The organism is Pseudomonas sp. MC6 (assembly GCF_054790575.1).
The window spans coordinates 1,925,626-1,952,592 of sequence record NZ_CP186504.1 but is presented as its reverse complement, the minus strand read 5'-3'; the positions used below and the strand labels follow the sequence as shown (position 1 = coordinate 1,952,592).

The following is a 26,967-nucleotide window of genomic DNA, read 5'->3' as shown; positions in this document are numbered from 1 at the left end:
CGTTCATGCAGCGCCTCATTCTTTCGTTGTTGATCTGCCTGGGCTTCGTGCTCCCGGCCACGGCTCAGGCCTGGTGGCAGGACGACTGGCATTACCGCAAACAGATCGCCGTCGACACCACGCCACAAGGCGCGGCGATCAATCAGGCCCTCGGCCGTACCGCGTTATTGGTGCGCCTGCACACTGGCAACTTCACCTTCGATGGCGTGAAGGAGGACGGCGCGGATCTGCGCTTCGTCGCTGCCGATGACAAGACCGTGCTCAACCACCAGATCGAAAGCTTCGACGCACTGATGGGCATGGCGCTGATCTGGGTCGATGTGCCGAATGTCGAGGGCGGTCAGCGCCAGGACATCTGGATGTACTACGGCAATCAAAAGGCTCCGGCGACCGGCAACGGCCAACTGACCTTCGACCCCAATTACACCGCGCTGTATCACTTCGACGGCGCCACCGGCACTCCGGCCAAAGACACCACCGCCTACGGCAATACCGCACAAAGCGCGACCGGCGCGGCGATTGACGGCGTCGTCGGGCGCGCCTTGCAGTTCAGCGGCCAGCCGTTGCTGCTGCCGGCAAGTCCTTCGCTGCAACACAACGCTGGTAGCGCATTCACCTTCAGTGCCTGGCTGCGACTTGATAAGGCCAGTGGCGAGCAACTGATTCTCGCCCGTCGCGAAGGCGCCAACAGTCTATTGATCGGAGCAAACCAAGGCGTGCCGTTTGTGGAGATCGATGGCCAACGCGCCGTCGCCACGCAAGCGCTGAATCCGGGCCAATGGCAGCATGTCGCGCTGACCGCTGAAGGTTCCAAAGTGACCCTGTTCATCAACGGTCGCGAAGCGGCCACGCTTGCTCAGGCGATGCCGGCATTCAACTCGGTCATGGCCATCGGCGCTGACGTGCACGAAGGCCCGTTCCAGCCGTTCGTGGGCGCTATCGATGAATTGCGCCTGTCGAAGGTTTCGCGCCCGGCAGCGCTGTTGCTGGCCGACGCTACCTCGCAAGGTGCCGAGTCGAAACTGGTCGCTTACGGTGTCGACGAAGAACAGTCCGGTTTCGGTTTCGGCAGCCTCGGCTTCCTGCTCAATGCGGTGCCAATCGACGCCTGGGTGATCATCGCCGTGCTGGTGCTGATGATGTTCCAGTCGTGGATCATCATGCTGCGCAAGAACCGCAGCCTCAGCCGCGTGTCTGCCGCCAACGAAGACTTCCGCGTGCAGTTCGCCAAGGTTGGCACGCGTCTGGAGATGTTCGCCGACGACGCCCAACTCGCGCAGCGTTTGCAGCATTCGTCGCTGTGGCGGCTGTATCTGGTGGCGGTCAAAGAGATCCGTACCCGCCGCGAGCAGGGCGCCGATACCTCCTCGGTGTCAGCGGCGACTATCGAAGCCATTCGCTGCTCGATGGACGGCGTGCGCACCCGCGAAAACCAGCAACTGAGTTCGAAACTCTCGACCCTGTCCAACGCCATCGCTGGCGGCCCATACATCGGCCTGCTCGGCACCGTGCTGGGGATCATGGTGGTGTTCCTCGGCACGGCGATGGCCGGTGACGTGAATATCAATGCCATTGCGCCGGGTATGGCTGCCGCGTTGTTGGCCACGGCGATGGGCCTGTTCGTCGCGATCCCCGCGCTGTTTGGCTACAACCGCCTGATCACCCGCAACAAGGAAGTCAGCGCCGACATGCGTGTGTTCGTCGACGAGTTCATCACCCGGCTGGCGGAGATGCATGGCGAGAGCCAGTTCAGTGAGGCGTCGCATCGCGGCCATCACGCCAACCACTCTGTACCGGCCTGAGGAGCACTGACATGGCGTCCGTAAATGCCTCCCACGACGATGACGAAGATGCCGCGGTGGACAGCATCAACATCACCCCGCTGGTCGACGTGCTGATGGTGGTGCTGGTGATGTTCATCCTCACCGCCACCGCGCAGGTCTCAGGGATCCAGATCAACCTGCCCAAGGCCAGCGCTTCGGTGTCGCTGTCCGAGGCCAAGACCAAGGCGATTTCGGTCAACGACGGCGGCCAGGTGTTCCTCGACGCTTACCCGGTGACCCTGGCTGAACTGGAAGAACGCCTGCGCATCGAGAAGGCGCAGAGTCCGGATTTCCCGGTAATCGTGCGCGGCGACGCGACGGTGCAATACCAGAAAGTCATCGAAGTGCTGGATCTGTTGCGCCGGCTCGAACTGTCCCAGGTCGGTCTCGTCACCGGCAAACCGAGTCAGGGCTGAGTCATGACCGCACAACTCCCGATCGAGCCGTTGCCGGTGAAAAAACCAGCGCTGCGTTATGCGAAGTGGGGCGCCGGCTTGCTCATCGGCGCGCTCGCTGCGTGTTTTTTGTGGCAGTGGGCCAACGACATGAGTGGCATCCGCCGCGAAGCGCCGAAGGTGCCGACGATCATTCCATTGCCGCCACCGCCACCACCGCCGCCAGAAAAACCGCCGGAACCGGAAACCCCAGTGGAAGAAAAAGTCGTCGAGCCGGAGCCAACGCCCGAGCCAGAAGAGGTCAAGCCCGAGGAGGAAGCGCCGCCATCGCCGGCGGACGATCTGGCCAACCCGATGCAAATGGACGGTGATGCTCAAAGCGGCAACGACGCTTTCAATATCGGCGCGGGCAAGGGCGGCGGCATGGCCGGGGCTGGCGGCGGGCGTCTGGGCACGGGGACATACAGCCAGTTTCTGGCGTTCACCTTCCAGCGTTTGCTCCGTGAGAACCCTGAACTGCGCAACCTCGCGTTCTCGCTGCAGGCCGATGTCTGGCTGAGCAGCGTTGGCGAGATCACCCGGGTCGAGCTGATCAAGTCCAGCGGCAACCCCGAGATTGATACGCAAGTGTTGGCCGCGCTGCGTGGCGCGCCGGCACTGAGCGAACGGCCACCGGCCTCCATCACTTTGCCTGTGCGCCTGTCCCTGCAAGGGCGGCGTCCGGGTTAATTCACTTATTTACGCTTTGCCAAAAGGAGTTGTGTGCAGATGATTTCCAACGTGAATCGATTGTCCCTGGCGGTCGGCATGGTCATTGCGACCCTGGTCGGTCAGGCCGTGGCAGCGCCCGCGCCCTCGGAGAACGCCACGATCAATCTGATCCGCTTGCTGGTCGAGCAGGGCATTCTGAAACAGGACAAGGCCGACGCGCTTATCGCTCAGGCGCAGAACGAAGCGGCCCAGGCTAAACAAGCAGCGACATCCACCGCCGTGGCGGCCGGGCCAGTGGCGGCACCGGGCGATGTCCGTGTGCAATACGTACCGGCAGCGGTGCGTGACCAGATTCGCGATCAGGTCAAAGCCGAAGTCATGGCTACCGCCAAACAGGAAAACTGGGCCGCGCCCAACAGCTTCCCGGAATGGGCTGCGCGCATCAGTTTCGACGGCGACATTCGCTTGCGCAACGAATCGCGCTACTACTCGGACAGCAACAGCAACGAGATCGTCGACTTCGCCAAGCTCAACAACAACGGCCCGTACGACGTGAATCCCAACAGCAGCACCAGTCTGCCGCCATTGCTCAACACCCGCGAAGACCGCACCAATCAGTTTCGCATCCGCGCACGGTTGGGCATGAAAGCAGAGATTTCGCCGCAATGGACCGCCGGTATTCGTATCGGCACCGGTTCGGACAACAACCCGGTGTCGACCACGCAAAACCTCGGTGGCGGTTTCGCCAAGAAGGACATCTGGCTCGATCAGGGTTACCTGAACTGGAAGCCGACCGATGAGCTGACCTTGACTGGCGGGCGTTTCGCCAACCCGTTCATGTCCACCGACATGCTCTATTCCAACGACTTGAATTTCGACGGCGTGGCAGCGATTTTCGACCACAAACTCAACCGCGATTGGGGCGTGTTCGGCACCGTCGGTGCGTTCCCGGTGGATTACACCAACGACACCGCCAGCAGCAACGGCTTTGACAAGGAAGAGAGTGACAACAAGTGGCTGTACGGCGCGCAGATCGGCGCCAAGTGGGCGATCAACAGCAACAACCGCTTGAAAGGCGCACTGGCTTACTACCGCTTCGACGACATTCAAGGCCAGCGCTCCAGCCCTTGCGAACCGTGGGCCGGCGCACCGGGTTGCGACAGCGATGGCAGCCGCGCAGCGTTCATGCAGAAGGGCAACAGCGTGTTCCTGCTGCGCGACATCACGCCGAACCCGCTCAACCCGACCACCACGCCGCAGCCGCAGTTCGTTGGCCTTGCTTCGGAATTCAATCTGCTGGACTTGAACGTGGTCTGGGACGCCGATCTGCCGGAAGATTTCAAACTGCGTAGCCAGGGCAACTATATCCACAACCTCGCCTACGACGAAGGCGACATGCGCAAGCGTTCGGCCGGGCAGATCGTCAACAACCTCGACAGCAACGGCGACATCGAAAGCGGCGCCAATGCGTGGATGGTGCAGTTCACCCTCGGCAGCGCGCTGGACCTGAAAAAGCAGGGCGACTGGAACATGTTCGCTGGTTACAAATACATCCAGCCCGACGCCTTGCCGGACGGCTTCAACGACTCGTCGTTCCACCTCGGCGGCACCAACGCCAAGGGTTATTTCATTGGCGGCAACTACGGTCTGGCGAAGAACGTTTATGCCACCGGGCGCTGGATGAGCACCGAAGCGGTGTACGGCGCGCCGTTCGACATCGACGTCTTGCAGCTTGAGATCAACACGCGCTTCTAAGGCGCCGGGAGAGGGTTATGAAAACGCGATTTGTGTGGCTCGGGCTCGGGCTTTTGATCGCCACTGGAGCGCATGCCGAAGGCATGGAAGAACGCCTGCGCACGCAATTGCGCAGCACCACGCAACAGTTGCAGGCCCTGCAAAGTCAGCAGGCCCAGGCCAGCGCCGCGCAACTGGCGGCGCAGAACGAGGCCAAGGCTGCGCAGGCGCAAATCAAGCAATTGACTGCCGAACTGGCCAAGGCCAAAGGCGTTGCCGAGCAACTGACCGGACAGCAACAGAGCCTGCACAGCCAGGCGCAGGCACAAGTGGCGGCCAGTGCCGAGCAGACCGGCAAGTTCAAAAAGGCCTATGACGAATTGCTGGTCATGGCCCGTGCCAAAGAGGCAGAACGGTCTAAGCTTCAAGCGCAATTGACTGAACGTGACACACAAGTGCAGCAATGTTCAGTCAAGAATCAGCAGATGTACGGCGTCGCCAAACAGATCCTCACTGCCTACGAAAACATCGACGTGGCCGAGGTGATGAAGATCCGCCAACCCTTCGCGGGCAGCGCCCGGGTCAAGTTCGATGAACTGGCCCAGGGGTTCGGTGACGAGCTCTACAAGACTCAATTCGACGCGCCGCAAGCTGCGCTCTCGCACTGATAGACAAGGAAGAAGTAATGACTCAATTGATCAGCCATGTTTCCCCACAATCCCTGACCGACGTCCTGCAAGCCGCCGGTTATCGCGTGAACCAGACCGAACAGAACGGCATCGTCCAGTTGCTCAGCGCCAGCCAGGGCATCGGCTACGCCGTGCGTTTCGGCAACCCGGCGGTGGAGCAGGGCAGCTACGTCGATTTCACTTTCAGCTGTGCGCTGCGGGTGCAGGGTGAGTTGCCACAGGGTGTGGCCGAGCAATGGAACGCCACGCGCCGTTTTGCGCGCTTGTCGTTGCAGGGTGAGTTTCTGGTGATGGAAATGGATGTGGTCGTGGCAGCAGGCGTGAGCAACGAGCACCTGCGTGGCAACCTGGAGTTGTGGGATCGCCTGTTGCAGGAGTTCATCGTCTATCTGCGTGATTTCACTCAAGCCGCGCAAACATCCACCGCCAAAGTCGCCGTCGCCGAGCAAGAGGAAGTCGCGCTGTGAAAAAGCCTGCCATGGTGATCAGCGCTGCGGCAGTGGCGCTGTTGGTGGTGGCCGTGGCACTGGTGGTGCGGCCGGGCAGTGACCCGGTCGCCGCCCAGCAATCGTCGCCGCTGGCGACGGTTGCAACGGGGCCAGCGGTGGCGCGGTTGGGTAATCAGCAGGTTTCGCCTGACGAACTGCAGGCGTTGCTGGCGACAGTCCCGCCAGAGACCCGCGAACAATTGCGCGGCAACCGTGAGGCGCTGGAGCGCTGGATTCGCACGCGTCTCGCCGAGAAAGCGGTGCTGGAGCAGGCCGATGCACAGGGTTGGGCGCAGCGCCCGGAGGTTGCGCGGCAGACCCGGGCGGCGACTGAGCAGATCGTGTTCCGTGATTACTTGCGTTCGGTCAGTCAAGTGCCGGCGGATTATCCGAGTGCGGCTGAATTGCAGCAGGCTTATGACGCCGGCAAGACGAACTGGCAGACGCCGGCGTTGTATCGGGTCAGTCAGATTTTCCTCGGCGTAAATGATCCGCAGAATCTTGAATCGGTGCGCAAGCAGGCGCTTGACCTGAGCAAGAAAGCGCAGGCGACGCCAGCGGAGTTTGCCGCGCTGGCGACTCAGTATTCGCAGGATCGCGTCACCGCTGAACGCGGTGGCGATACCGGCCTTCAACCGTTGCAGCAACTGGTGCCTGAGGTGCGTGGTGCCGTGGCGCGGCTCAAGCTCGGTGCGGTTTCCGATCCTGTACAAAGCGCGGCCGGTTTCCATGTGATCAAACTCACCGAGCAACAACCGGCACGCACCGCGACCCTCGATGAACTGCGCGATCAACTGACCCAGGCCTTGCGTGCGCAGCGCCAGGAGCAGATTGCCCAGGCTTATCTCGACGGCATGCTCAACACCGCAACACTGAGCATCGATGGCGCCGAACTCAACAAAGTCCTCGAGGAAAAACACTAATCTCAGTTTCACCAACCCCCCCCTGTAGGAGTGAGCCTGCTCGCGATGGCGGTGTGGCAGGTTAAGAAATATCGACTGACACACAGCTATCGCGAGCAGGCTCACTCCTACAGGGAGCTGCGTTAAGACAAATACAAAGATCGACAGGGAGTCATCGATGTCATACACCGAACCCGCAGGACGACCGGGCACCAACGATTACCGCTGGCCACAGGACAACAGCGAACCGTGGCTCGCACATGCCACGACCATCGACGCCGACGTCGCGCAATACTTCCTGGTCAGCGCCCGCTGCGGCTGCTTCATGCAAGCCGCACGCAGCCTCAACGTGCGCTCGACCCTGCTGCGTAAACAACTGGCGCAGCTTGAGCAAGAACTGCAACACACCCTGTTCAGCTTCCAGGGCAGCGCCCTGAGCCTGACCCGCGAAGGCCAGCAATTGCAGGCCAAACTGATAGCGCTGGCCAACGAACGCAAACTCCCGGTGATCGAACAACCATTGATTCGCCTCGCCGTCGCCGAATCGATCCTCCACGACATTCTCGGCCGCGACCTCATCGCACTGCTGCGCCGCAACGCCAGCGTACGTCTGGAAATCATCGCGCTGGACAGCGAACTGTCGCTGCGCGCCGTCAGTGCCGACATCGTCCTCTGGCTGGCCAACGGCGAAACCCCACACCCCGGCCCGACGTTCGCCACCAGCGAACCACAAGCGCTGGCGCGTCTCGACTACCTGCCGCACATCGCCAAACGCTACTCCCGCGTCACCGCGCGGCCGGACACCCCTGATGACCTTGCCGATTTCATGCTGGTGCAATGGCAACATGATCGGCAGATCGACAGCTTTCGCCCATGGAATGAACTGGTTGAACAGCGCTTGGCCGGGGTGGTGCAGATGCAGTCTTATGAATTGATGCTGGAGATGATTCGTTGCAGCGCGTGCATCGGTTTATTACCGGCGTATATGAGCCGCTTTGATCGGGGCCTGATCGCGCTGCCCGGATTGTTCGCCGAGCCCATGCAATTGCAGGCATGGCTGGCGGTCAACGCGGACTCACAAAATATCAGCGAAGTCCAAACCCTGACCGACCTCATCCACCACACCTTCAACGAACGCCACGAATGGTTCCAGCCCTGACGCAATCCTCCTGTGCCCACATTCCCCTGTAGGAGTGAGCCTGCTCGCGATAGCGGTGTGTCAGATTGATCAATGTTGACTGACACACCGCTATCGCGAGCAGGCTCACTCCTACAAGTATTTACCTATGGCTGATGTCGTGTTTGGCGGTTTAGAGTGGTCAGCCACACATCGATCCAGGAAGGATCCGTCATGCCCGACCACAACGCCGCCATTCACATCGAACGCTTCAGCGAGTCGCACCTCGAGGCTGTCACTGCGCTCTACAACGAGCGGGCCGTCACCCGGCAGGTGTTGCAGATGCCGTTTCAGTCCGTCGACGTCTGGCGCCAACGGCTGCTGGCGGAAAATGAACGGGTGTTGAAGCTGGTCGCGCTGCATCAGGGGCAGGTCATCGGCCATCTGGGGCTGGAAAACTATTCACGGATTCGTCGCAGCCACGCCGGCAGCGTCGGTATGGCAGTCGCTGTGGCGTGGCAGGGCAAAGGCGTCGGTTCGAGATTGTTGGCGGCGGCGCTGGATATCGCCGACAACTGGATGAACCTGCACCGCGTCGAACTCTCGGTTTACGCCGACAATGAGGCCGCCATCGCGCTCTACCGCAAATTCGGTTTCGAGACCGAAGGCCTGTTTCGCGATTACGCGGTGCGCGACGGGCAGTGGGTCGACACCCTGAGCATGGCCCGTCTGCGCAGTCGTCCGAAAACCTGACTCACTCGCCCAAAGCGAAGGCCACCGCCGACTGCGCATGCAGCTCGGTGGTGTCGAGCAGGGGCAGGGCGCTGTGTTCGGGTTTGAGCAACAGGCCGATTTCCGTGCAGCCGAGGATGATCGCCTGCGCGCCGCGCGCGGTGAGGGATTCGATCACCCGCTGATAGATTTCTCGCGACTGATCGCTGATCACACCGACGCAGAGTTCGTCGTAGATGATCCGGTGCACGTCCTTGCGCTCTGTTTCGTCCGGCACCAATACGGTCAAACCCTTGGCGACCAAGCGTTGCTTGAGAAAGTCCTGCTCCATCGTGAATGCCGTACCGAGCAATCCCACCGTGCGTGCGTCGATCGACAGGGCAGCCTGCGCGGCCGGTTCGGCAATGTGCAGGAACGGAATGCTGATCGCCGCCTGAATCTGTTCGGCAACCTTGTGCATGGTGTTGGTACACAGCACCACGCATTCGGCGCCGCCGGCTTCGAGCCTGCGCGCGGCGTCCACCAGAATGGCGGCGGCATCGTCCCAGCGCCCGGCGTGCTGGGCCTGTTCGACAGGGCCGAAGTCGACGCTGTACATCAGCAATTGTGCCGAGCGCAACGGGCCGAGACGATCACGGACTTGCTGATTGATGAGTCGATAGTATTCGGCGCTGGATTCCCAGCTCATGCCGCCGATCAGGCCGATGGTGCGCATTGGATGTCCTCAGGCATATGACAGTGTCGAACGTTCAGGTTTGCGCGGAGTTTCCTTTTGTTCAGCGTTCGATGCCAGTAACAAGTGACTGTACTGCCGATCTTTCACGCAAGTGTCATGGTGCTTCATCGGGCATGCTGCAGGTTAAACGTACGCAGAGGCTGGTATCTGCCACTATCGACCTTTGCAGCTCCTTTCCGAGGAACACCGCTATGGACGACGTACAACAACTGGGCGAGATGCTTCGTCATTACGCCGAGAGTGAAGCGCACAAGAAGCAACTGTTCGAGACGCAATCGGCGGCTTGGGCTACACGGATTACCGCGTTGTTCGGTGATATTCAGCAATGGCTGGAGCCGGTGCAGACACCGAATCTGCTGGAGGTGAGTCGTGAGGCGTATGTCGCGTTCGGGCCGAGCAACCCGGTGGAGACCTCGACCTTCAAGACCGAGAAACTGAGTATTGTGATTGCCGGCAAGCCGGTGGAGTTCGTGCCGGATGTGATGGGCAGTGCGGGGCAGATTTCGCTTGCGGTGATGGGGCTGACGGCGGCGCGTTATGGCAGCATTTCGTTGGTGGGACTGGCGAATGGTGAGTGGCAGTGGCGCAAGACCAATGGTTTGAAGGATCCGGATACGTTTGCCTTTGATGCCAACTTCCTCGCCCAGCAGTTGCAGAGCCTGATCCCTCGGGATCGTAGTTAAGATCAAGAGCTTACCCCCTCACCCCAGCCCTCTCCCCCAAGGGGGCGAGGGGGAAAGGGGGCCGATCTTCATCGTTTTTGAGATTGCATTCACCTTAGATATTTCAGGTCGATGTAGTTCGCATAAACCACTCGGTCAGTTCCCTCTCCCTCTGGGAGAGGGCTAGGGTGAGGGCAGCCCACCTGACACCCTCACATATCGAGATTGACCCACCCCGGCTTCGCTACTTCAGGCGCCACCGCTTTCACTGTCTTGCCAGTGGCCAGCTCAACCCGCCGAGCGACCTCCGGGTCATCGGCAAACGGCACCATGCTTGCCTCATCCAGACTCTGCGCCGTCTCCCGCCGCAAGCAGTACTCCACCGCCAGCCACAGAAACACCACGCCCAACACATTGAAAAAAATATCCATCACGAGCGGCTCCCTGCCTCAGGCAATCTGCGCTTCGCGGTGCGCCAGCGCGACATCGGCGACCCGCACCGTGCGCCAGACGTTGTAAGCCATCAGCAACATCCCGGTGAGGAAAAACACCCCACCGGCAAAACGCACGATGAAGCCCGGATGACTGGCCTGCAGCGCCTCGACAAACGAATAGGTCAGCGTGCCGTCCTCGTTGATCGCCCGCCACATCAGGCCCTGGGTGATGCCGTTGACCCACATCGAGGCGATGTACAACACCGTGCCGATGGTCGCCAGCCAAAAGTGCAGGTTGATCAGCGGCGTGCTGTACATCTGCTCGCGGCCAAAGACTTTCGGCACCATGTGATAGGTCGCGCCAAAGGTGATCATCGCCACCCAGCCCAACGCCCCGGCGTGCACGTGGCCGATGGTCCAGTCGGTGTAATGGGAGAGGGCATTGACCGTTTTGATCGCCATCATCGGCCCCTCAAATGTCGACATGCCGTAGAACGCCAGCGACAACACCAGAAAGCGCAAAATCGGGTCGGTACGCAACTTATGCCAGGCGCCGGACAAGGTCATCATGCCGTTGATCATCCCGCCCCAGCTCGGCGCGAGCAGGATCAGCGACATGGCCATGCCCAGTGATTGCGCCCAGTCCGGCAGCGCGGTGTAGTGCAAATGGTGCGGGCCGGCCCAGATGTACAGGGTGATCAGCGCCCAGAAATGCACGATCGACAGGCGATACGAATACACCGGTCGATTGACCTGTTTCGGCACGAAGTAATACATCATCCCGAGGAACCCGGTGGTCAGGAAGAAGCCCACCGCGTTGTGCCCGTACCACCACTGCACCATCGCATCGGTGGCGCCGGAATACACCGGATAGGACTTGAACCAGTCAACCGGAATCGATAGGTGATTGACCACATGGAGCATGGCGATCACCAGAATGAACGCGCCGAAAAACCAGTTGCCGACATAGATATGCTTGGTCTTGCGTTGAACCACGGTAGTGAAAAACACCACGGCGTAGGCGACCCAGACCACGGCCATCCACACCGCGCCGGAGAATTCGATCTCAGCGTATTCCTTGGTGGTGGTGTAGCCCATCGGCAGGGTGATCAGCATGATCACGATCACCGATTGCCAGCCCCAGAAGGTGAACGCGGCGAGGGTGTCCGAGTACAGCCGCACCTGGCAGGTACGCTGCACCGCGTAGTAACTGGCGGCGAATTGCGCGCTGCCGGCGAAACCGAAAATCACCAGGCTGGTGTGCAGCGGGCGCAAGCGGCCGAAAGTGGTCCACGGCAGGTCCAGATTCATCTCCGGCCACACCAGTTGCGAGGCGATAAAAACCCCCATCGCCATGCCCACCACACCCCAGAAAATTGTGGCGATGACGAATTGGCGGACGACCTTGTAGTTATAAGCCTGTCCGATTGTTGCTGTACTCATGGTCAGTTCATCCACGGTTGCAAAGTCTTGCCAGGCCACCCGGTCTGGCATGAGCTGCACTGTAGAAAACCCACCAGAAACAAAACAGGCTCAGGAATCTTTCATTTATGCGGATCAGATTTAAGGGCTGACTGCGGCGTTCTGCCGCGCCCTGATATGGTTTTTATCGCTTCAGGTGAATCTGTAACGTGCTGCGCCGTTCGGCCATAGTCTGGGAAAAACTGTAGGAGTGAGCCTGCTCGCGATAGCGGTGTGTCAGTCAACATCTCAGTTGCCTGACACACCGCTATCGCGAGCAGGCTCACTCCTACAGGAATTGTGTGCGTCCTGATGAGGTGGCAGTGGCATGTATCAATACGATGATTACGACCGGGCGCTGGTGTTCGAGCGCGTTGCGCAGTTTCGCGATCAGGTCGAGCGCTTCATGGCCGGGGAACTGAGCGAAGAGGAGTTTTTGCCGCTGCGCTTGCAAAACGGCCTGTACATGCAAAAGCACGCCTACATGCTGCGCGTGGCGATTCCCTACGGCACGTTGAACGCCAAGCAGATGCGCACGCTGGCGAGCATCGCCAGCGACTATGATCGCGGTTACGGCCACTTCACCACGCGGCAGAACATGCAGTTCAACTGGATCGAACTGGCCGAGGTGCCGGACATCCTCGAACGCCTGGCGCAGGTCAACATGCATGCGATCCAGACCTCCGGCAACTGCGTGCGCAACATCACCACCGAGGCCTTCGCCGGGGTCGCGGCGGACGAGTTGATCGACCCGCGCCCGTTGGCCGAAATCCTGCGGCAGTGGTCGACGATCAACCCGGAATTCCTCTTTCTGCCACGCAAATTCAAGATCGCCATCTGCTCGGCCAAAGAGGATCGCGCGGCAATCATGATGCATGACATCGGTCTGTACCTTTACCCCGGACGTGATGGGCAAATGCTCCTACGAGTGATCGTCGGCGGTGGTCTGGGGCGCACGCCGATTCTCGGTCTGCAGATCCGCGAAGGTTTGCCGTGGCAGCATTTGCTGTCCTACGTCGAAGCGGTTTTGCGCGTGTACAACCGGCACGGCCGGCGCGACAACAAGTACAAGGCGCGCATCAAGATTCTGGTCAAGGCACTCGGCATCGAAGCGTTTGCCAAGGAAGTCGAAGAGGAATGGCAGCACCTCAAGGACGGCCCGGCGCAACTGACCGAGGCCGAATATCAACGGGTCGCCAGTGCCTTCGTGCCGCCGGTTTATCACACCCTGGCCGACACCGATCTGGACTTCGGCACGCGCCTGGCGGAAAGCCCGGCGTTCGCCTGTTGGGTCGCGCGCAATGTGCAACCGCACAAGGTGCCGGGTTACACCAGCGTGGTGCTGTCGACCAAACCGGGCATGGCTTCGCCGCCGGGAGATGTGACCGCTGTGCAGATGCTGGCGGTGGCCGACTGGTCGCAGCGTTTCGGGTTTGGCGAAATTCGTATCGCCCATGAGCAGAACATCGTCTTGCCCGGTGTGCCGAAAACCGACCTCTACGCGCTGTGGCAACTGGCGTGCAAACATGATCTGGGCAGCGCCAACGTCGGCCTGCTCACCGACATCATTGCCTGCCCGGGTGGCGATTTCTGCGCACTGGCCAACGCCAAATCGATTCCGATCGCCCAGGCGATTCAGGCGCGCTTCGACAACCTCGATTACCTGCATGATCTGGGCGATATCAGCCTGAACATCTCCGGTTGCATGAACGCTTGCGGCCATCATCACATCGGCAATATCGGCATCCTCGGCGTCGATAAGAATGGCAGCGAGTGGTATCAGATCACCCTCGGTGGCGCCCAAGGTAAAAACAGCGCATTGGGCAAAGTCATCGGCCCGTCGTTCAGCGCCGCCGAAGTGCCGCAGGTGATCGAGCGGATCATTGGCACCTTCGTGCGCTATCGCGAGCACGAAGAATTGTTTGTCGATACCGTGGCACGGATTGGCCTGGAGCCGTTCAAGGAACGGGTCTATCCGAAAACGCTGGAGGCCACGGCATGAACAATCTGTTGCGGCTGGAGCAGGGTGTGGCGCGGATTGCGAAGGACGATCCGTGGACGCTGGTGCGTGAACCATCGACGCCAAGGCCTGCAGGTTTGCTGATCTTGCCGCTGATGCACTGGCTGCAATCGCCGTCGACCCACGCCGTGTGGCTCGGCCCGGACGATGAGGTCGAGAGCCTGGTGCCGTGGCTGGGTTCGTTGCCGCTGATTGCCTTGGATTTTCCAAGTTTTCGCGACGGTCGAGCCTACAGTCAGGCGTATCTGCTGCGCAGTCGGTTCGGCTGGGCAGGGGAGTTGCGCGCGATTGGCGATGTGTTGCGCGATCAGCTCAGCCATATGCGCCAGTGCGGGTTCGACAGTTTCGCGGTGCGCGAGGACAAGTCTGCCGAGGATGCGCTGAAGGGGTTGGCCGGCATGAGCGTGTTGTATGGGCGTTCGGTGATCGAGCCGCGTCCGCTTTTTCGTCGGCGTTGACGGTTAAAAAAGATCGCAGGCTGCGATCTTTTGATCTTCGATGTACACCGGGGAAACCCCTAGAAACCTCATGAATCGGGCATTTTCCCTTGGGTCGATGGTGGCCTTTTGGTAGAGTCGCCGTCGCCAGCGGGTTTTCGGCTGGACGATGGAACCGAAGAAGGGAGTCTGATCAGTGAGTCCGGGCAAAAAAATCCTCGGCCTCACAGCGTTGCTGTTAATGGTGACGCTGTGGGCCAGTTACTTTTACGTATTCAAGGAAAACCGCAGCGGCCAGCTCGGCGGTGTCGGCGAAAGCACCGCGTGGTGCGGCACGCCGCCGTCCACGGAAGCGGCGTTGCTGGGCAAGGATCAACTGACCTTGCGCGTCACCAATAACCTGCGCGGCGAGTTCATGCTCAGTGGTTCGCTGGTGGTCTCGGAACGTACCTTCAACCGCTATGACCTCGCTCGCAATGAACTGCGTTTGCGTCTGGAGCCGTTGCAATGGTCCTACGGCGTCACGCCGATCTTCCTTGAGCAGGTCAAGGTGCAGCCGCTGAGCCGCAACCTTTCCGCGACCAACAAAAGCGCCTACGCCGAACTCGAACCGCGCCCGATCGGTGTGCAGGGTCAGGTCACCGAATTCCCCTTCGACACCTATCGCTACGGCTACAAACCGGTGCTCTATTACCTCAAGGGCAGTGAGCGCATTGATCTGCGCTTCAAGAACATCACCACGCTGATGGAGATGTCCAACACCTTCACACCGATCCAGAAGTACAACCGCGTCGACTACATCAACGAGAACAACTCGATGATCCGCGACGACGATTACAAGGCTTACGGGCCGCACGAATGTGCCTTCAGCGTGGAGCGTAAAGGTTCATTCAAGGTAGTCGTGTTGTTGCTGCTGTTGGTGCTGTGTCTGCCGTTGCTGCTGGTGTTTTACCGTAATGAACCGGGGATCGACTTCCTTGCCACGCTGTTGGGCGCCGCGATCGTGCGGGTGCTGTTGATCGGGCCGGTCCAGGATTTCCAGCTGTACAACATCGACTTCCTGTTGGGTGCGGCGATTTTGCTGGTGGGCACGGTGTCGTTGATCAAGGCGATGCACATCAACAGCCGGCGGGAGATGGCGTTGCGCAGTGGTGAGACTTCGTCCTGGTAACGGGGTGAACCCCAGAAAAGCCCCTCACCCTAACCCTCCCGAAACGTCGGACCGCCCGGAGGGAGAGGGGACTGACCGAGTTGTCTGGCGAGCGACCGACGTGAAAGACCGAGTCGATCATGGATTCAACGCCAATCGCTCACGTCGGTGCATCTCTAGAATCTCCCCCAATCGGTCCCCTCTCCCACTGGGAGAGGGCTAGGGTGAGGGAAGACAATCTCCAGCCAATCACTTAGTTCATCTTCTTCCACCCCTGCAACAGCATCTGCGGGCGTCCTGGCTCAGATTGCTCCAATGCAGCGGATTCTTGAAGCTCACCAATGGCCAAGTGCTCGAGGCAGCGTTGCCGGATGCGCGACGTCTTTCAAATGATGCATGTGATCCGCCGCGCAGCCTTGCGTGAATATTGTGCTTTGCAATCGCAATTGCTGAGGTTTTAGCTATACCTGTAACTCCCCCAGGCAAAGTTTTCGGCCTTCTGACAGGAGTTACAGCATGAAGCTAGCAGTGATGATGGGCACACTGTGTTTTGCCACCCTCGCAGTGGTAGGTTGTTCCAGCAAAACCGTCGACCCGAAAGAGTACTCCGGCTTCCTCAAAGACTACAGCCAACTCAAGGAGGCCAAATCCCCGTCAGGTGCCGAGGTGATGCGCTGGATCGATCCGAAGGTCGACGTCAGGAAATTCACCAGCGTTTATATCGAGCCGACCCAGCTCTACCCGAAACCGCAACCGACCGCGAAGATCTCCCAGCAAACCCTCAATGGCATCACTTCCTACTACGATCAAGCGCTCAAGCGTGAAATCGGCAAAGATCTGCCGTTGGCGACTGGCCCAGGTCCAGGTGTGATTGTGGTGCGTGCGGCGATCACCGCCGTGAGCAGTTCCACCGAAGGCCTGCACGCTTACGAGGTGATTCCGATTGCGTTGGTCGCCGCTGCGGTCAGCACGGCCAGCGGTATTCGCGATCAGGAAACCACGTTGGCCACCGAAGCGGTGTTCCTCGATGGCGCGAATAACAAGGTCGTCGCGCAAGTGGTGCGCAAAGGTACCGGCAAGCCACTGGAAAATGATTCGCAGGCAATGAGCGCCAATGACGTCAAACCCGTCATCGATGGCTGGGCCGCAGACCTGCGTCAGTCGTATCTGAAGCTCAAGGCCGGCAAATAAGTGCATACGGCCGGAGGTCCGCGAGGATTCTCCGGCCTGTGCACACCCTCAAAAGTCAGCGCGCGCCCGGCGGTTGTAGTGACTGAGCAGGGCGTCGTAACCGCGAGTGACGGCGTAGTAGTCGTCGCTCAAGCGTTGCGGCTCGGCGTGGTTTTGCCAGTCCTTGTGCAGTGTGTTCAGCGCCTCAAGGTACTGTTGCGATGGCTCACGGATGTACTCCCACAGTTCCCTCGCGTCGTCGTCCTTGGTGCGTAATCCGCGCTCGGGCAAGCGCATGAAAGGCTCGCGGCGATCCCACGCTCGTTGCAGGCTGGCGGTGGTGTCCGCCACGGTTTGCGGTGTCAGCGTTCGGTGCTTCATCCCGTCTTCCAGTCGCTCCAGTGTCTCCCGGGCCTCAATCATGAAAGCCAGCAGAGACCAGTGGATATCCTTGCCCACACGTGCTTCGAGGCGTTTCAGTTGTTCGTTGCGCTGGGCGACATCGAGCGCCACAAGGTCTTTTCTCAGAGCCGCCGATGTTTGGAGGTAGTCAGCGATGGCGCTCAGGTACCGCTCCCGGTAGCCCCCTGACGGATTCGGGAACACCGAAACGAAACTTGCACTTCTATCGAATCGTGAAGGCATCGATACCGTTGCTACACCCTGCAGTGCTTTCGCATAGGCCCGGGCGCTTTGCGAGAGGCCCGGCTGATAGCCCAGAAGATCGAGCTTCAGGTTCATGTTGGAAAGACAGACATCCTTCTGGATGTCCTGCACGATGCGCGCATCACTGTCCTCGAAGTCCCGTGGTTCGGGGACCCAATTGGCGGCAGAATAATCCTTGGGCGGTTTCGGATTTTTGTATTGCTCATAGGCCACCTGCCAATGCACGTCGACACGGTTGACGCAGGTGATGATCGGGCTGAGTGCGTTGGCCTGAGCGGTGACGGGCGCGTCGCGATTGTCCAGCCACAGATCGAGTTGCAGGAACGGCGTGGTTGCTCCCGACAATCCCATCACCAGCAGCGCGATCAGCAGGCCACTGCCAAACATCATTCTCGAACTCATGGTTTTGCCTCCGCGCCATACCATTGCTCACGGGTGGCTGGCGCACCGCAGCCGGTCGCCGAGGCGGGCAGACGACTGCACAAGCGCTCGGCCCAGGGTTGCAGTCCCTGATTGCGGGTAACCGTGTCTTTGCTGGCAATCACATTGAGCACGCCGAGGGCGATCACCAGGGCAACAACGCCGAGGATCACCAGGCAAATCTTCAGCAGTGGATTGCGTTGTTCCCAGGACACATGTGGCTGGATCTGGCGCCGCCGTACCAGACCGACAATCGCCAACGTCGTCGCATAGACCACCCCGCCGACGGGGCCGAATAGCCAAGTGAGTCCGGCCGCCATCAGCGCACAGGGAATCAAGTCGCGAAGTACACCGAATGGCGCCACGATCCCCGGACACAGCCGCGCGCTGAGCCAGTCATCCAGCAGCCAATAACGGTGCGCCAGATCGTGCGCCAGCCAATTGAGGCCGGCGGCAATTACACCGAACACCACGATCGATACCATGAAAATATTGAACAGGCCGGTGACGCGTAGCCCCAGCGGGATGAAGTGCGCAAAAGCACCGATCAGGCAGGCCAGCACCACGCCAAGGTATGTCGGCCATTCGCCACGGCCGAGCTCCCAGTCGCGCCAGAAAAACGCGGTGCCACCGGGCAACTCTGCGCAGACCATTGGGTGATTGGCATAGAGTGCCGAGCTCAATTGGCGGCATTGCGCCCAATCCTCTTCGCGCAGGCGTCGGGCCAGCGCGCGACGCTGACTGAACGGGCCGCTGCCGAGCAACAGGCGCGCGGCGCGGTGTTCGGCAGTGGCTGGCGGCTCTTGGGCAAGTTGTCGTTGCTGCGCGATAAAAAGCGGAGCTTCATGGCGAGCGATCAGACGCTTCCATTCGTCTTGCGGGCAACGGTTGGCCGGGCCGGTGTGCCAGCCCTGGCCCGCACAAACCTGCTCGAAAATAGCGGAGGACCAGTGTTCGCTGTCCAGCAGCAATCGACTCAGGAACAGGTTGAACCACAGTCGGTGTACTTCAGCGTCGAGCCAGAGGCATTCGGCGCACTGTGCGTAGGCCTGCAAAAAGGCTGCAGTGTCTTCACTTTCGAGGGCATCACGCAGCGGTCGAGTGATGCGTTCCCGCTGCTGATCGAGCAACAGCTCGATCGACTCTTCATCCAGCTCAAGCCGCTGCCAGGCACTGAACCAGTGATAGGTCTGAACCGCCCAATCAACCATCGACGCCGATGTTTCAGGGTGCTCGATGCAATGCTGCAGCAGGGTCTCTTCGAGGATGTGCGCGCAACCCTGCTCGACGGCGAGGGCATGGCGTTGTTGCAACTGCGCAAGGCTGGTGCCGTGCAGCGAGCGGGTCGCCTGTTGCAAGGCATCGACCTCGACTACCGTCAGGCCGGTCAAGTCCCAGGCGTCTTCTTCAGCCTCCAGGTCTTCGTTGGCCTGCGCCCATTCCTTGTAATTCAGGGCTTGCTCATAGGCGTCACGCAGGCGCTGGAAGCCCTCGGCGTCTTCGTCTGGACGGGTCTGTTTGAGCAGGGCAGCATATTGTCGTTTGATACTGCGCGTATCGGCGTCGGCCGTAAGGCCAAGGACGGTCCAGCAACTCATTGCGTGTACAACTCCATGAAAACCTTCGACGCGGTCCAGTGGTGGCACTTTGATTGTGCGCACCCTACCTGTTTCGCGTCGAAAAGTCCTCAGCCGTCGTTTATTTGCCGACGAACCAGCGGAAATACGGGTTGCCGCCATCGCCGCGCATCACCCGCCAACTGACCCTGCAAGCGGATGGCGCACTGGCGACAAGAGCTTTCGAGTGACACGAGACTGCGCTTGTTTTTTAAATGCGAAATCAAAAGATCCTCCGATCACGGCCCGAGCATTTGGCAGCTACCTATGCGTATTTCAATTCGGGATGTTTAAACGTTGTTTCGAATTTGCGGAACGTTCCCACAAGGTTTTCAGGTTGTCCGTCGGACGTCGGGTCTCTAGCCTGTGTTCGTCGCTGCCAAATCAGCGACCGGGACTGGAAACCCCGACGGGTATTAGTGGCGCGTACACGCTTTTCATAACGTATCCTTGCGCACTTCGAATGTGTGCACTCCGTTATGGCGGCTGTGCGCGGGAGACCTTCGGGTCGACCGGGTCGCCGCTGCCCGGGTTTCCAACCTGCGTACAGCTGCCACCTCTTCGTCCGGAAACCGAATGGGGCAGCTCCAACTTTCCAGTGGAGTTCCACCATGAAAAAACCAACACCCAATCCCCCAGAATCAGACGCAGACAGCACATCCCCCTACGCCTCAGTCGACAGTAAAAAACTTCACGAAGCCGCCGACCGCGCCCTCGACTACTATCTCAACCCCGCCGCCTGCATCATGTCCAGCGCCAACGAGCCGGAACCCATGTACCTCGCCAATCCCAGGTACAACACTGAATCCCTGCTCGCCAACGCCAGCGAAACCCTCGGCTCGGCCAGCGAAATGCTGATCAACTTCGCCGCCTCGCTGGAAACTTCTCAGCGCAAGACTGCATTGGGGATCGCACAGGTCGTCATGCTGGGGGAACTGGCGGTGAATCAAGCCTTGGATCACGTCGAACTCAAGAACTGATCCATTGAATGATCATTCCCACGCTCTGCGTGGGAATGCAGCCCCTGACGCTCTGCGTCAAATTCGCAAGCTGGAACGCGGAGCGTCCCTTGAATTACGGTCGGGCATAACCGTGACAATTGCAGGAGCAAAGGTTTGATAAGGAAGATGGTTACAAACAGGCGAATTAGCCTATGGCTGGCGGTAGTTTTATCCGTCAATGCAGTTTTTTTGGCTTTTCTGATTTTTGGTGATATCGGGAAAGGGCACGACAGGAAAATGATCAAAACCAAAGAGCCGTTGCTGATTGAAGGCCCAAATGGCGACGAGAACTACTATGTTCTGCCTTTGGGCACTACGCTTTATCACGATAAAAGCTTTCCTGAAGGGCATGACCGCTATGTGGTGTATCTCAACCATAGAGGTGCAATTGCACACGAAGAAATTCCCATGAAGCCTGAATATGGCGGTTCATTTATCGATCCGCTCTGGCTGGACAATGTTGATGAGGAAACCTTGAAAGAAACTTTCAAACGTTTTCCGCTTTCCAGAATAGATGTCGCCGCTGCGATCAAGGCCAATGAAATAACCAAGGATGATCTGGCTGACATCATCCGCTCTATGCCCGACTGATCGAATCTTTAGCTGTCGTGTGAAACGACGCTGCGATCTTTTGATCTTGTGTTTTAAGAACAGAATCAAAAGATCGCAGCCTTCGGCAGCTCCTACATGGGGATATCCGGTTCAGCTGTTTTTCTTGGCTTGTTCGCGAGCGCGTTCTTCTTGCGCACGTGCTTCGGGGGTGAATTCGGCGCCGAAGTCTTCGGCAGAAAATATCTGGCGGATTTCAATATCAGAATCGCCTGACATTGGATTAGGGCAGCGCTTGACCCATTCGATGGCTTCTTCTTTGGATTTCACTTCCCAGATCCAGTAACCCGCCACCAGTTCTTTGGTCTCGATGAACGGCCCGTCGATGACCGTGCGTTTGTCCCCGGAGAAGCGCACGCGGGCGCCTTTGCTGCTCGGATGCAGGCCATCGCAATCGATCAGGATGCCGGCCTTGACCAGTTCTTCGTTGAAGTTGCCCATCGCGGTGATCAGCTCTTCGCTGGGCATGATGCCGGCTTCCGAGTCGGCGCTGGCTTTGACAAGGATCATGAATCGCATGGCAGGTACTCCGTGGATTGTTGGGATTCATTGCTTAGTCGAACGAGCCGGGATCGAATCGACAGGGTCTCTGGTAAAAGATGCAGAGAATTTTTCACACCGCAGATCCATTGTAGGAGTGAGCCTGCTCGCGATAGCGGTATGTCAGTCAACATTTGCGTATATGAAAGACCGCTATCGCGAGCAGGCTCACTCCTACAGGGGAATGGTTTTGGTTTTGTATACAATTTTTCGCGCAGGCACCCAACAATTTCCAAACAGGGCATAGGTCGTCGGACAATTTCGTGGTTAACTTCGGCCTCTTGCATGCTTTCCAATCAAAACATCAGAAGGACTCAAGTCATGGCTCAAGTCACCCTTAAAGGCAATCCGGTTCAAGTCAACGGCCAGTTGCCACAAGCCGGTTCCAAGGCGCCAGCCTTTTCTCTGGTTGCCGGCAATCTGTCCGACGTCACCCTGAAAGACTTCGCCGGCAAGCGCAAAGTGCTGAACATTTTCCCAAGCGTTGACACCCCGACCTGCGCCACCTCGGTGCGCAAGTTCAACGCTCAGGCCAACGAAGTGGCTAACACCGTGGTGCTGTGCATCTCCGCTGACCTGCCGTTTGCTCAAGCGCGTTTCTGCGGCGCTGAAGGTCTGGAAAACGTCCAGAACCTGTCGACCCTGCGCGGTGCCGAGTTCATCGAGAACTACGGCGTGGCCATTGCTGACGGTCCGCTGAAAGGCCTGACCGCTCGCGCCGTTGTGGTTCTGGACGAAAACGACAACGTCCTGCACAGCGAACTGGTCAAGGAAATCGCTGAAGAGCCTAACTACGAAGCGGCACTGTCCGTTCTCAAGTAAGCGCTTTTACAATTGTTAACGGCCTGGCCCTGTCCAGGCCGTTTTCATTTGTGTATCAGTGTTTTGCCTCACACCTTGAAACGTAAGGTGTAAGTAAATTGCCGGTAAAGCTGCTTTGCTATTTTCCCACCAGTGCTTATCGTTCAGCCTCCCGTAAAAGAAGCCCACGCGCCCAATGGTTAATGACTCCATGCAATCGTCCCCTCGTAACTCCCGTCGCTGGCTGATCAGCCTGCTTGTCTTGTTGGTGATCGCCGTCCTGTGCTGGAAATTCTGGCCCGCCGGTTCAGCCCACAAAGAGGGCGCTGACAAGGCGGCGGCCGGGCACACCGGGCGTTCGGGGATGATGCGGCCGGGCTTCGGTGGCGGCACCGGGCCGATTCCGGTGCGCGTGGCGCCGGCGGTCACCGGCGACTTCCCGCTGTATTACAAGGCTCTGGGCACGGTGACCGCGCTCAACACCATCAACGTGCGCAGCCGGGTGGGCGGCGAACTGGTGAAAATCAATTTCGAAGAAGGGCAGATGGTCAAGGCTGGCGACCTGTTGGCCGAGATCGACCCGCGCCCGTACCAGAATGCCTTGCTGCAGGCTGAAGGCACGTTGCTGCAGAATCAGGCACAACTGAAAAACGCTCAGGTCGACGTCGAGCGTTATCGCGGTCTGTACAAAGAGGACAGCATCGCCAAACAGACGCTGGACACCGCCGAAGCACTGGTCGGCCAGTATCTGGGCACGGTCAAGACTAACCAGGCTGCGGTCAATGACGCCAAGCTCAATCTTGAATTCACCAAAATCCGCGCGCCAATTGCCGGTCGCGTCGGTCTGCGTCAGGTTGACGTCGGCAACCTCGTTACCGCCAACGACACCACGTTCCTCGCGGTGATCACGCAAACCCAGCCGATCAGCGTGGCTTTCACCTTGCCGGAAAACAGCCTTGAAACCGTACTCGCGCGTTATCGCAGTGGCGCCAAGCTGCCGGCTGAAGCCTGGGATCGCGGTGACAGCAAACTGCAAGCGACCGGCGTATTGCAAAGCCTCGACAACCAGATCGACGTCGCCACCGGCACCCTGAAGTTCAAGGCCCGCTACGACAACCGCGATCAGGCGCTGTTCCCCAACCAGTTCGTCAACGTTCACTTGCTCGCTGACACGCTGAAAGGCGTGGTGCTGGCACCATCGGCGGCCATCCAGTTCGGCACCAACGGGACCTTCGTCTATGCGCTGGACGGCGACAAGAAAGTCACCATTCGCCAGTTGAAGATTGGTGCCAGCGACGGCGAAAACACCGTCATCACCGAAGGTCTGACTGCCGGCGACCGCGTGGTACTGGAAGGCACCGACCGCCTGAAGGAAGGCAGTGAAGTGGAAGTGGTCAACGACAGCAATCAAGTACCGACCACGCCGACCGAACACCTGCAAGGCAAGTCCGCTGCCCAGACGCCAGACGCTGTGGTCACTGACAAGGCCAAGAAGGGCGCATGAACATTTCGCGGCTGTTCATCCTCCGACCGGTAGCCACTACCCTGAGCATGCTGGCCATAGTTCTGGCCGGCCTGATTGCTTATCGCTTGTTGCCGGTATCGGCGTTGCCACAGGTCGATTACCCGACCATCCGTGTCATGACCCTGTATCCCGGCGCCAGCCCGGATGTGATGACCAGTGCCGTGACCGCGCCGCTCGAGCGCCAGTTCGGGCAGATGCCGGGCCTGACGCAAATGGCCTCGACCAGTTCCGGCGGTGCGTCGGTGCTGACCCTGCGTTTCAGCCTCGACATCAACATGGACGTCGCTGAACAACAGGTGCAAGCCGCAATCAACGCCGCGACCAATCTGCTGCCGACTGATTTGCCGGCGCCGCCGGTGTACAACAAGGTCAACCCGGCAGACACCCCGGTGCTGACCCTGGCGATCACCTCGAAAACCATGCTGCTGCCCAAGCTCAACGATCTGGTCGATACGCGCATGGCGCAGAAAATCGCCCAGATCAGCGGCGTCGGCATGGTCAGCATTGCCGGTGGTCAGCGCCAGGCCGTGCGGATCAAGGTCAACCCGGAAGCGCTGGCGGCCAACAGTCTGAACCTGTCGGACGTGCGCACCTTGATCAGCGCCTCCAACGTCAACCAGCCGAAAGGCAACTTTGACGGCCCGACGCGGGTGTCGATGCTCGACGCCAATGATCAACTGACCTCGCCCAAGGATTACGCCAACCTGATCCTCGCCTACAAGAACGGCGCACCGTTGCGGCTCAAGGACGTGGCGGAAATCGTCGATGGCGCCGAAAACGAACGCCTCGCTGCATGGGCCAACCAGAATCAGGCGGTGTTGCTGAACATCCAGCGGCAGCCGGGTGCCAACGTGATCGAGGTGGTCGACCGCATCAAGGCGCTGCTGCCGAGCATCACCGACAACCTGCCGGCCGGCCTCGAAGTGACGGTGCTGACTGACCGCACGCAGACCATCCGCGCCTCGGTCACCGACGTACAACACGAATTGCTCATCGCCATCGCCCTGGTGGTGATGGTGACCTTCCTGTTCCTGCGTCGCGCCAGTGCCACGATCATTCCGTCGGTGGCCGTGCCGCTGTCGCTGATCGGCACCTTTGGCGTGATGTATCTGGCCGGGTTCTCGGTAAACAACCTGACCTTGATGGCGCTGACCATTGCCACCGGTTTTGTGGTCGACGATGCCATCGTCATGCTGGAAAACATTTCGCGCTTTATCGAAGAGGGCGACAGCCCGATGCAGGCCGCGCTCAAGGGCGCCAAGCAGATCGGCTTCACCCTGATCTCCTTGACCCTGTCGCTGATTGCAGTACTGATTCCGCTGCTGTTCATGGCGGACGTGGTCGGGCGATTGTTCCGCGAATTCGCCATCACCCTGGCCGTTGCGATCCTGATTTCGCTGGTGGTCTCACTGACCCTGACGCCGATGATGTGCGCACGTTTGCTCAAACGTGAACCCGAGGAACATGAACAGGGCCGTTTCTACCGTGCCAGCGGCGCTGTCATCGACTGGATGATCGCTGAGTACGGTCGGATGCTGCGCTGGGTGCTCAAGCACCAGCCACTGACCTTGCTGGTGGCGATCGGCACACTGGCGTTGACCGTGTTCCTCTATATGGTCGTGCCGAAGGGTTTCTTCCCGGTGCAGGACACCGGGGTGATTCAGGGCATTTCCGAGGCGCCGCAGTCGATTTCCTTTGCGGCCATGGGCGAGCGTCAACAGGAACTGGCGAAAATCATTCTCGAAGATCCGGCGGTGCAGAGCCTGTCGTCCTATATCGGTGTCGACGGCGATAACGCCACGCTCAACAGCGGGCGCTTGCTGATCAACCTCAAACCCCATGGCGATCGCGATCTGAGCGCTACTGAAGTGATTGCGCGCCTGCAGCCACAACTGGACAAATTGGTCGGCATCCGCCTGTTCATGCAGCCCGTGCAGGACCTGACCATCGAAGACCGTGTCAGCCGTACGCAATACCAGTTCAGCATGTCCTCGCCGGACTCCGAACTGCTCAGCCAGTGGAGCGGCCGTCTCGTCGAAGCGCTGGCCCAGCGTCCGGAACTGACCGACGTTGCCAGTGATTTGCAGGACAAGGGTTTGCAGGTTTATCTGGTGATCGATCGCGATGCCGCCTCACGCCTTGGCGTTTCGGTGGCGAACATCACCGATGCGCTTTATGACGCTTTTGGCCAGCGGCAGATCTCGACCATTTATACCCAGGCCAGCCAGTACCGCGTGGTGCTGCAAGCCCAGGCCGGTGAGAAAATCGGCCCGCAGGCGTTGGACCAGATTCACGTCAAGACCACCGATGACGCGCAGGTACGCCTGTCGAGTCTGGCTCATATCGAGGAACGTCAGGCGCAACTGGCGATCACCCATATCGGCCAGTTCCCGGCGGTGATGATGTCGTTCAACCTCGCCCCCGGTGTGGCGCTGGGGCATGCGGTCGACATCATTGAACAGGTGCAGAAAGACATCGGCATGCCCGTCGGCGTGCAGACCCAGTTCCAAGGCGCGGCCGAAGCATTCCAGGCGTCGCTGTCGAGCACCTTGCTGCTGATTCTGGCGGCGGTAGTGACCATGTACATCGTGCTCGGCGTGCTCTACGAGAGCTACATTCACCCGATCACCATTCTCTCGACCCTGCCGTCGGCGGCGGTCGGCGCCTTGCTGGCGCTGCTGCTCAGTGGCAATGACCTGGGCATGATCGCGATCATCGGCATCATCCTGCTGATCGGTATCGTCAAGAAGAACGCGATCATGATGATCGACTTCGCCCTCGATGCTGAGCGCAATCAGGGCATGGCGCCGGAACAGGCGATCTATCAGGCGGCGTTGCTGCGCTTCCGGCCAATCCTCATGACCACGCTGGCGGCGCTGTTTGGTGCGGTGCCGTTGATGCTCGCGACCGGTTCCGGGGCTGAATTGCGTCAGCCGCTGGGTCTGGTGATGGTTGGCGGTCTGCTGGTGAGTCAGGTGCTGACGCTGTTCACCACGCCAGTGATTTACCTGTATTTCGACCGCCTCGGGCGACGCTTTGGCAAGACCAATGCGGATGCTGAAGAGGTGTCGGTATGACTGTCCGAACACATAACCCCTGTAGGAGTGAGCCTGCTCGCGATGAGGCCG

At 59.6% G+C, this 26,967-nt stretch carries 25 protein-coding genes; 19 read left to right on the top strand and 6 right to left on the bottom strand.

The window, feature by feature from the left end:
- Positions 1 to 5: 5 nt before the first annotated feature.
- From ACOYXE_RS08745 to ACOYXE_RS08705, 9 genes are all read left to right on the top strand, one after another.
- Positions 6 to 1,802: a DUF2341 domain-containing protein gene (locus tag ACOYXE_RS08745; RefSeq protein ID WP_460928738.1), complete on the top strand. Its 1,797-nt coding sequence runs from the start codon at positions 6 to 8 to the stop codon at positions 1,800 to 1,802.
- An 11-nt stretch (positions 1,803 to 1,813) separates the two neighbouring features.
- Complete coding sequence (locus tag ACOYXE_RS08740) at positions 1,814 to 2,239, top strand: ExbD/TolR family protein (RefSeq protein WP_007915482.1); 426 nt, start codon at positions 1,814 to 1,816, stop codon at positions 2,237 to 2,239.
- A gap of 3 nt (positions 2,240 to 2,242) precedes the next feature.
- The gene (locus tag ACOYXE_RS08735; RefSeq protein ID WP_460928736.1) at positions 2,243 to 2,947 is read left to right on the top strand and encodes an energy transducer TonB family protein; all 705 of its coding nucleotides are present in this window, start codon (positions 2,243 to 2,245) and stop codon (positions 2,945 to 2,947) included.
- 39 nt (positions 2,948 to 2,986) lie between these two features.
- Positions 2,987 to 4,684 carry a putative porin gene (locus ACOYXE_RS08730; RefSeq protein ID WP_405123873.1) on the top strand — a complete coding sequence of 566 codons (1,698 nt, stop codon included), beginning with the start codon at positions 2,987 to 2,989 and terminating at the stop codon, positions 4,682 to 4,684.
- 17 nt (positions 4,685 to 4,701) lie between these two features.
- On the top strand, positions 4,702 to 5,331 hold the full coding sequence (locus ACOYXE_RS08725; protein ID WP_460928733.1) for a DNA repair protein: 630 nt from the start codon (positions 4,702 to 4,704) through the stop codon (positions 5,329 to 5,331).
- A 17-nt stretch (positions 5,332 to 5,348) separates the two neighbouring features.
- Entirely contained in the window at positions 5,349 to 5,819 is a 471-nt protein-coding gene (locus ACOYXE_RS08720) for a YbjN domain-containing protein (protein ID WP_460928731.1), read from the top strand.
- On the top strand, positions 5,816 to 6,763 hold the full coding sequence (locus tag ACOYXE_RS08715; RefSeq protein WP_460928729.1) for a peptidylprolyl isomerase: 948 nt from the start codon (positions 5,816 to 5,818) through the stop codon (positions 6,761 to 6,763). Before ACOYXE_RS08720 ends, ACOYXE_RS08715 begins: the two co-directional genes overlap by 4 nt.
- Positions 6,764 to 6,920: 157 nt before the next feature.
- Positions 6,921 to 7,901 carry a LysR family transcriptional regulator gene (locus ACOYXE_RS08710; protein ID WP_460928727.1) on the top strand — a complete coding sequence of 327 codons (981 nt, stop codon included), beginning with the start codon at positions 6,921 to 6,923 and terminating at the stop codon, positions 7,899 to 7,901.
- Between the two features lie 192 nt (positions 7,902 to 8,093).
- Positions 8,094 to 8,612 carry a GNAT family N-acetyltransferase gene (locus ACOYXE_RS08705; RefSeq protein ID WP_160057684.1) on the top strand — a complete coding sequence of 173 codons (519 nt, stop codon included), beginning with the start codon at positions 8,094 to 8,096 and terminating at the stop codon, positions 8,610 to 8,612.
- Position 8,613: 1 nt separating this feature from the next.
- Here the strand turns inward: ACOYXE_RS08705 and ACOYXE_RS08700 are convergent, their stop codons facing one another.
- Complete coding sequence (locus ACOYXE_RS08700) at positions 8,614 to 9,306, bottom strand: aspartate/glutamate racemase family protein (RefSeq protein WP_160057685.1); 693 nt, start codon at positions 9,304 to 9,306, stop codon at positions 8,614 to 8,616.
- A gap of 212 nt (positions 9,307 to 9,518) precedes the next feature.
- Here ACOYXE_RS08700 and ACOYXE_RS08695 point away from each other — a divergent pair, with 212 nt between their 5' ends.
- Positions 9,519 to 10,010, top strand: coding sequence for a hypothetical protein (locus ACOYXE_RS08695; RefSeq protein WP_160057686.1), 492 nt, complete (start codon positions 9,519 to 9,521; stop codon positions 10,008 to 10,010).
- A 191-nt stretch (positions 10,011 to 10,201) separates the two neighbouring features.
- Here ACOYXE_RS08695 and ACOYXE_RS08690 read toward each other — a convergent pair whose 3' ends face one another.
- Positions 10,202 to 10,420: a cbb3-type cytochrome c oxidase subunit 3 gene (locus ACOYXE_RS08690; RefSeq protein WP_405123868.1), complete on the bottom strand. Its 219-nt coding sequence runs from the start codon at positions 10,418 to 10,420 to the stop codon at positions 10,202 to 10,204.
- Between the two features lie 18 nt (positions 10,421 to 10,438).
- The gene (ccoN, locus tag ACOYXE_RS08685; protein WP_460928723.1) at positions 10,439 to 11,866 is read right to left on the bottom strand and encodes a cytochrome-c oxidase, cbb3-type subunit I; all 1,428 of its coding nucleotides are present in this window, start codon (positions 11,864 to 11,866) and stop codon (positions 10,439 to 10,441) included.
- Positions 11,867 to 12,212: 346 nt separating this feature from the next.
- Here ccoN and ACOYXE_RS08680 point away from each other — a divergent pair, with 346 nt between their 5' ends.
- The 4 genes from ACOYXE_RS08680 to ACOYXE_RS08665 all read left to right on the top strand — a co-directional run bounded on the left by ACOYXE_RS08680 (position 12,213) and on the right by ACOYXE_RS08665 (position 16,682).
- Positions 12,213 to 13,886: a nitrite/sulfite reductase gene (locus ACOYXE_RS08680; protein ID WP_460928721.1), complete on the top strand. Its 1,674-nt coding sequence runs from the start codon at positions 12,213 to 12,215 to the stop codon at positions 13,884 to 13,886.
- Entirely contained in the window at positions 13,883 to 14,362 is a 480-nt protein-coding gene (locus tag ACOYXE_RS08675) for a DUF934 domain-containing protein (RefSeq protein WP_160057688.1), read from the top strand. Before ACOYXE_RS08680 ends, ACOYXE_RS08675 begins: the two co-directional genes overlap by 4 nt.
- A gap of 175 nt (positions 14,363 to 14,537) precedes the next feature.
- Positions 14,538 to 15,512 carry a hypothetical protein gene (locus tag ACOYXE_RS08670; protein WP_160057689.1) on the top strand — a complete coding sequence of 325 codons (975 nt, stop codon included), beginning with the start codon at positions 14,538 to 14,540 and terminating at the stop codon, positions 15,510 to 15,512.
- Between the two features lie 495 nt (positions 15,513 to 16,007).
- Entirely contained in the window at positions 16,008 to 16,682 is a 675-nt protein-coding gene (locus tag ACOYXE_RS08665; RefSeq protein WP_160057690.1) for a DUF3313 domain-containing protein, read from the top strand.
- A 48-nt stretch (positions 16,683 to 16,730) separates the two neighbouring features.
- On the opposite strand, the gene ACOYXE_RS08660 is transcribed toward ACOYXE_RS08665, so the two are convergent.
- Both ACOYXE_RS08660 and ACOYXE_RS08655 read right to left on the bottom strand, forming a co-directional pair.
- Positions 16,731 to 17,729 carry a DUF3829 domain-containing protein gene (locus ACOYXE_RS08660; RefSeq protein WP_460928718.1) on the bottom strand — a complete coding sequence of 333 codons (999 nt, stop codon included), beginning with the start codon at positions 17,727 to 17,729 and terminating at the stop codon, positions 16,731 to 16,733.
- On the bottom strand, positions 17,726 to 19,345 hold the full coding sequence (locus ACOYXE_RS08655; protein WP_460928716.1) for a J domain-containing protein: 1,620 nt from the start codon (positions 19,343 to 19,345) through the stop codon (positions 17,726 to 17,728). The genes ACOYXE_RS08660 and ACOYXE_RS08655 overlap by 4 nt, the downstream gene beginning before the upstream one ends.
- Positions 19,346 to 19,974: 629 nt before the next feature.
- Between ACOYXE_RS08655 and ACOYXE_RS08650 the strand changes: the two genes are divergently transcribed.
- A complete protein-coding gene (locus ACOYXE_RS08650) occupies positions 19,975 to 20,343 on the top strand; it encodes a DUF6124 family protein (RefSeq protein ID WP_460928714.1) in 369 nt (122 codons plus the stop codon).
- A gap of 135 nt (positions 20,344 to 20,478) precedes the next feature.
- Positions 20,479 to 20,955, top strand: coding sequence for a hypothetical protein (locus ACOYXE_RS08645; RefSeq protein WP_160057695.1), 477 nt, complete (start codon positions 20,479 to 20,481; stop codon positions 20,953 to 20,955).
- A gap of 111 nt (positions 20,956 to 21,066) precedes the next feature.
- On the opposite strand, the gene ACOYXE_RS08640 is transcribed toward ACOYXE_RS08645, so the two are convergent.
- A complete protein-coding gene (locus tag ACOYXE_RS08640) occupies positions 21,067 to 21,492 on the bottom strand; it encodes a YciI family protein (protein ID WP_160057696.1) in 426 nt (141 codons plus the stop codon).
- A gap of 342 nt (positions 21,493 to 21,834) precedes the next feature.
- Between ACOYXE_RS08640 and tpx the strand changes: the two genes are divergently transcribed.
- The 3 genes from tpx (at position 21,835) to ACOYXE_RS08625 (ending at position 26,916) form a co-directional block, all read left to right on the top strand.
- Positions 21,835 to 22,335, top strand: a complete 501-nt coding sequence (tpx, locus tag ACOYXE_RS08635) for a thiol peroxidase (protein ID WP_016987527.1) — start codon at positions 21,835 to 21,837, stop codon at positions 22,333 to 22,335.
- A 175-nt stretch (positions 22,336 to 22,510) separates the two neighbouring features.
- Positions 22,511 to 23,818, top strand: a complete 1,308-nt coding sequence (locus tag ACOYXE_RS08630; RefSeq protein ID WP_160057697.1) for an MdtA/MuxA family multidrug efflux RND transporter periplasmic adaptor subunit — start codon at positions 22,511 to 22,513, stop codon at positions 23,816 to 23,818.
- A complete protein-coding gene (locus tag ACOYXE_RS08625; protein WP_160057698.1) occupies positions 23,815 to 26,916 on the top strand; it encodes an MdtB/MuxB family multidrug efflux RND transporter permease subunit in 3,102 nt (1,033 codons plus the stop codon). Before ACOYXE_RS08630 ends, ACOYXE_RS08625 begins: the two co-directional genes overlap by 4 nt.
- Positions 26,917 to 26,967: the final 51 nt, after the last annotated feature.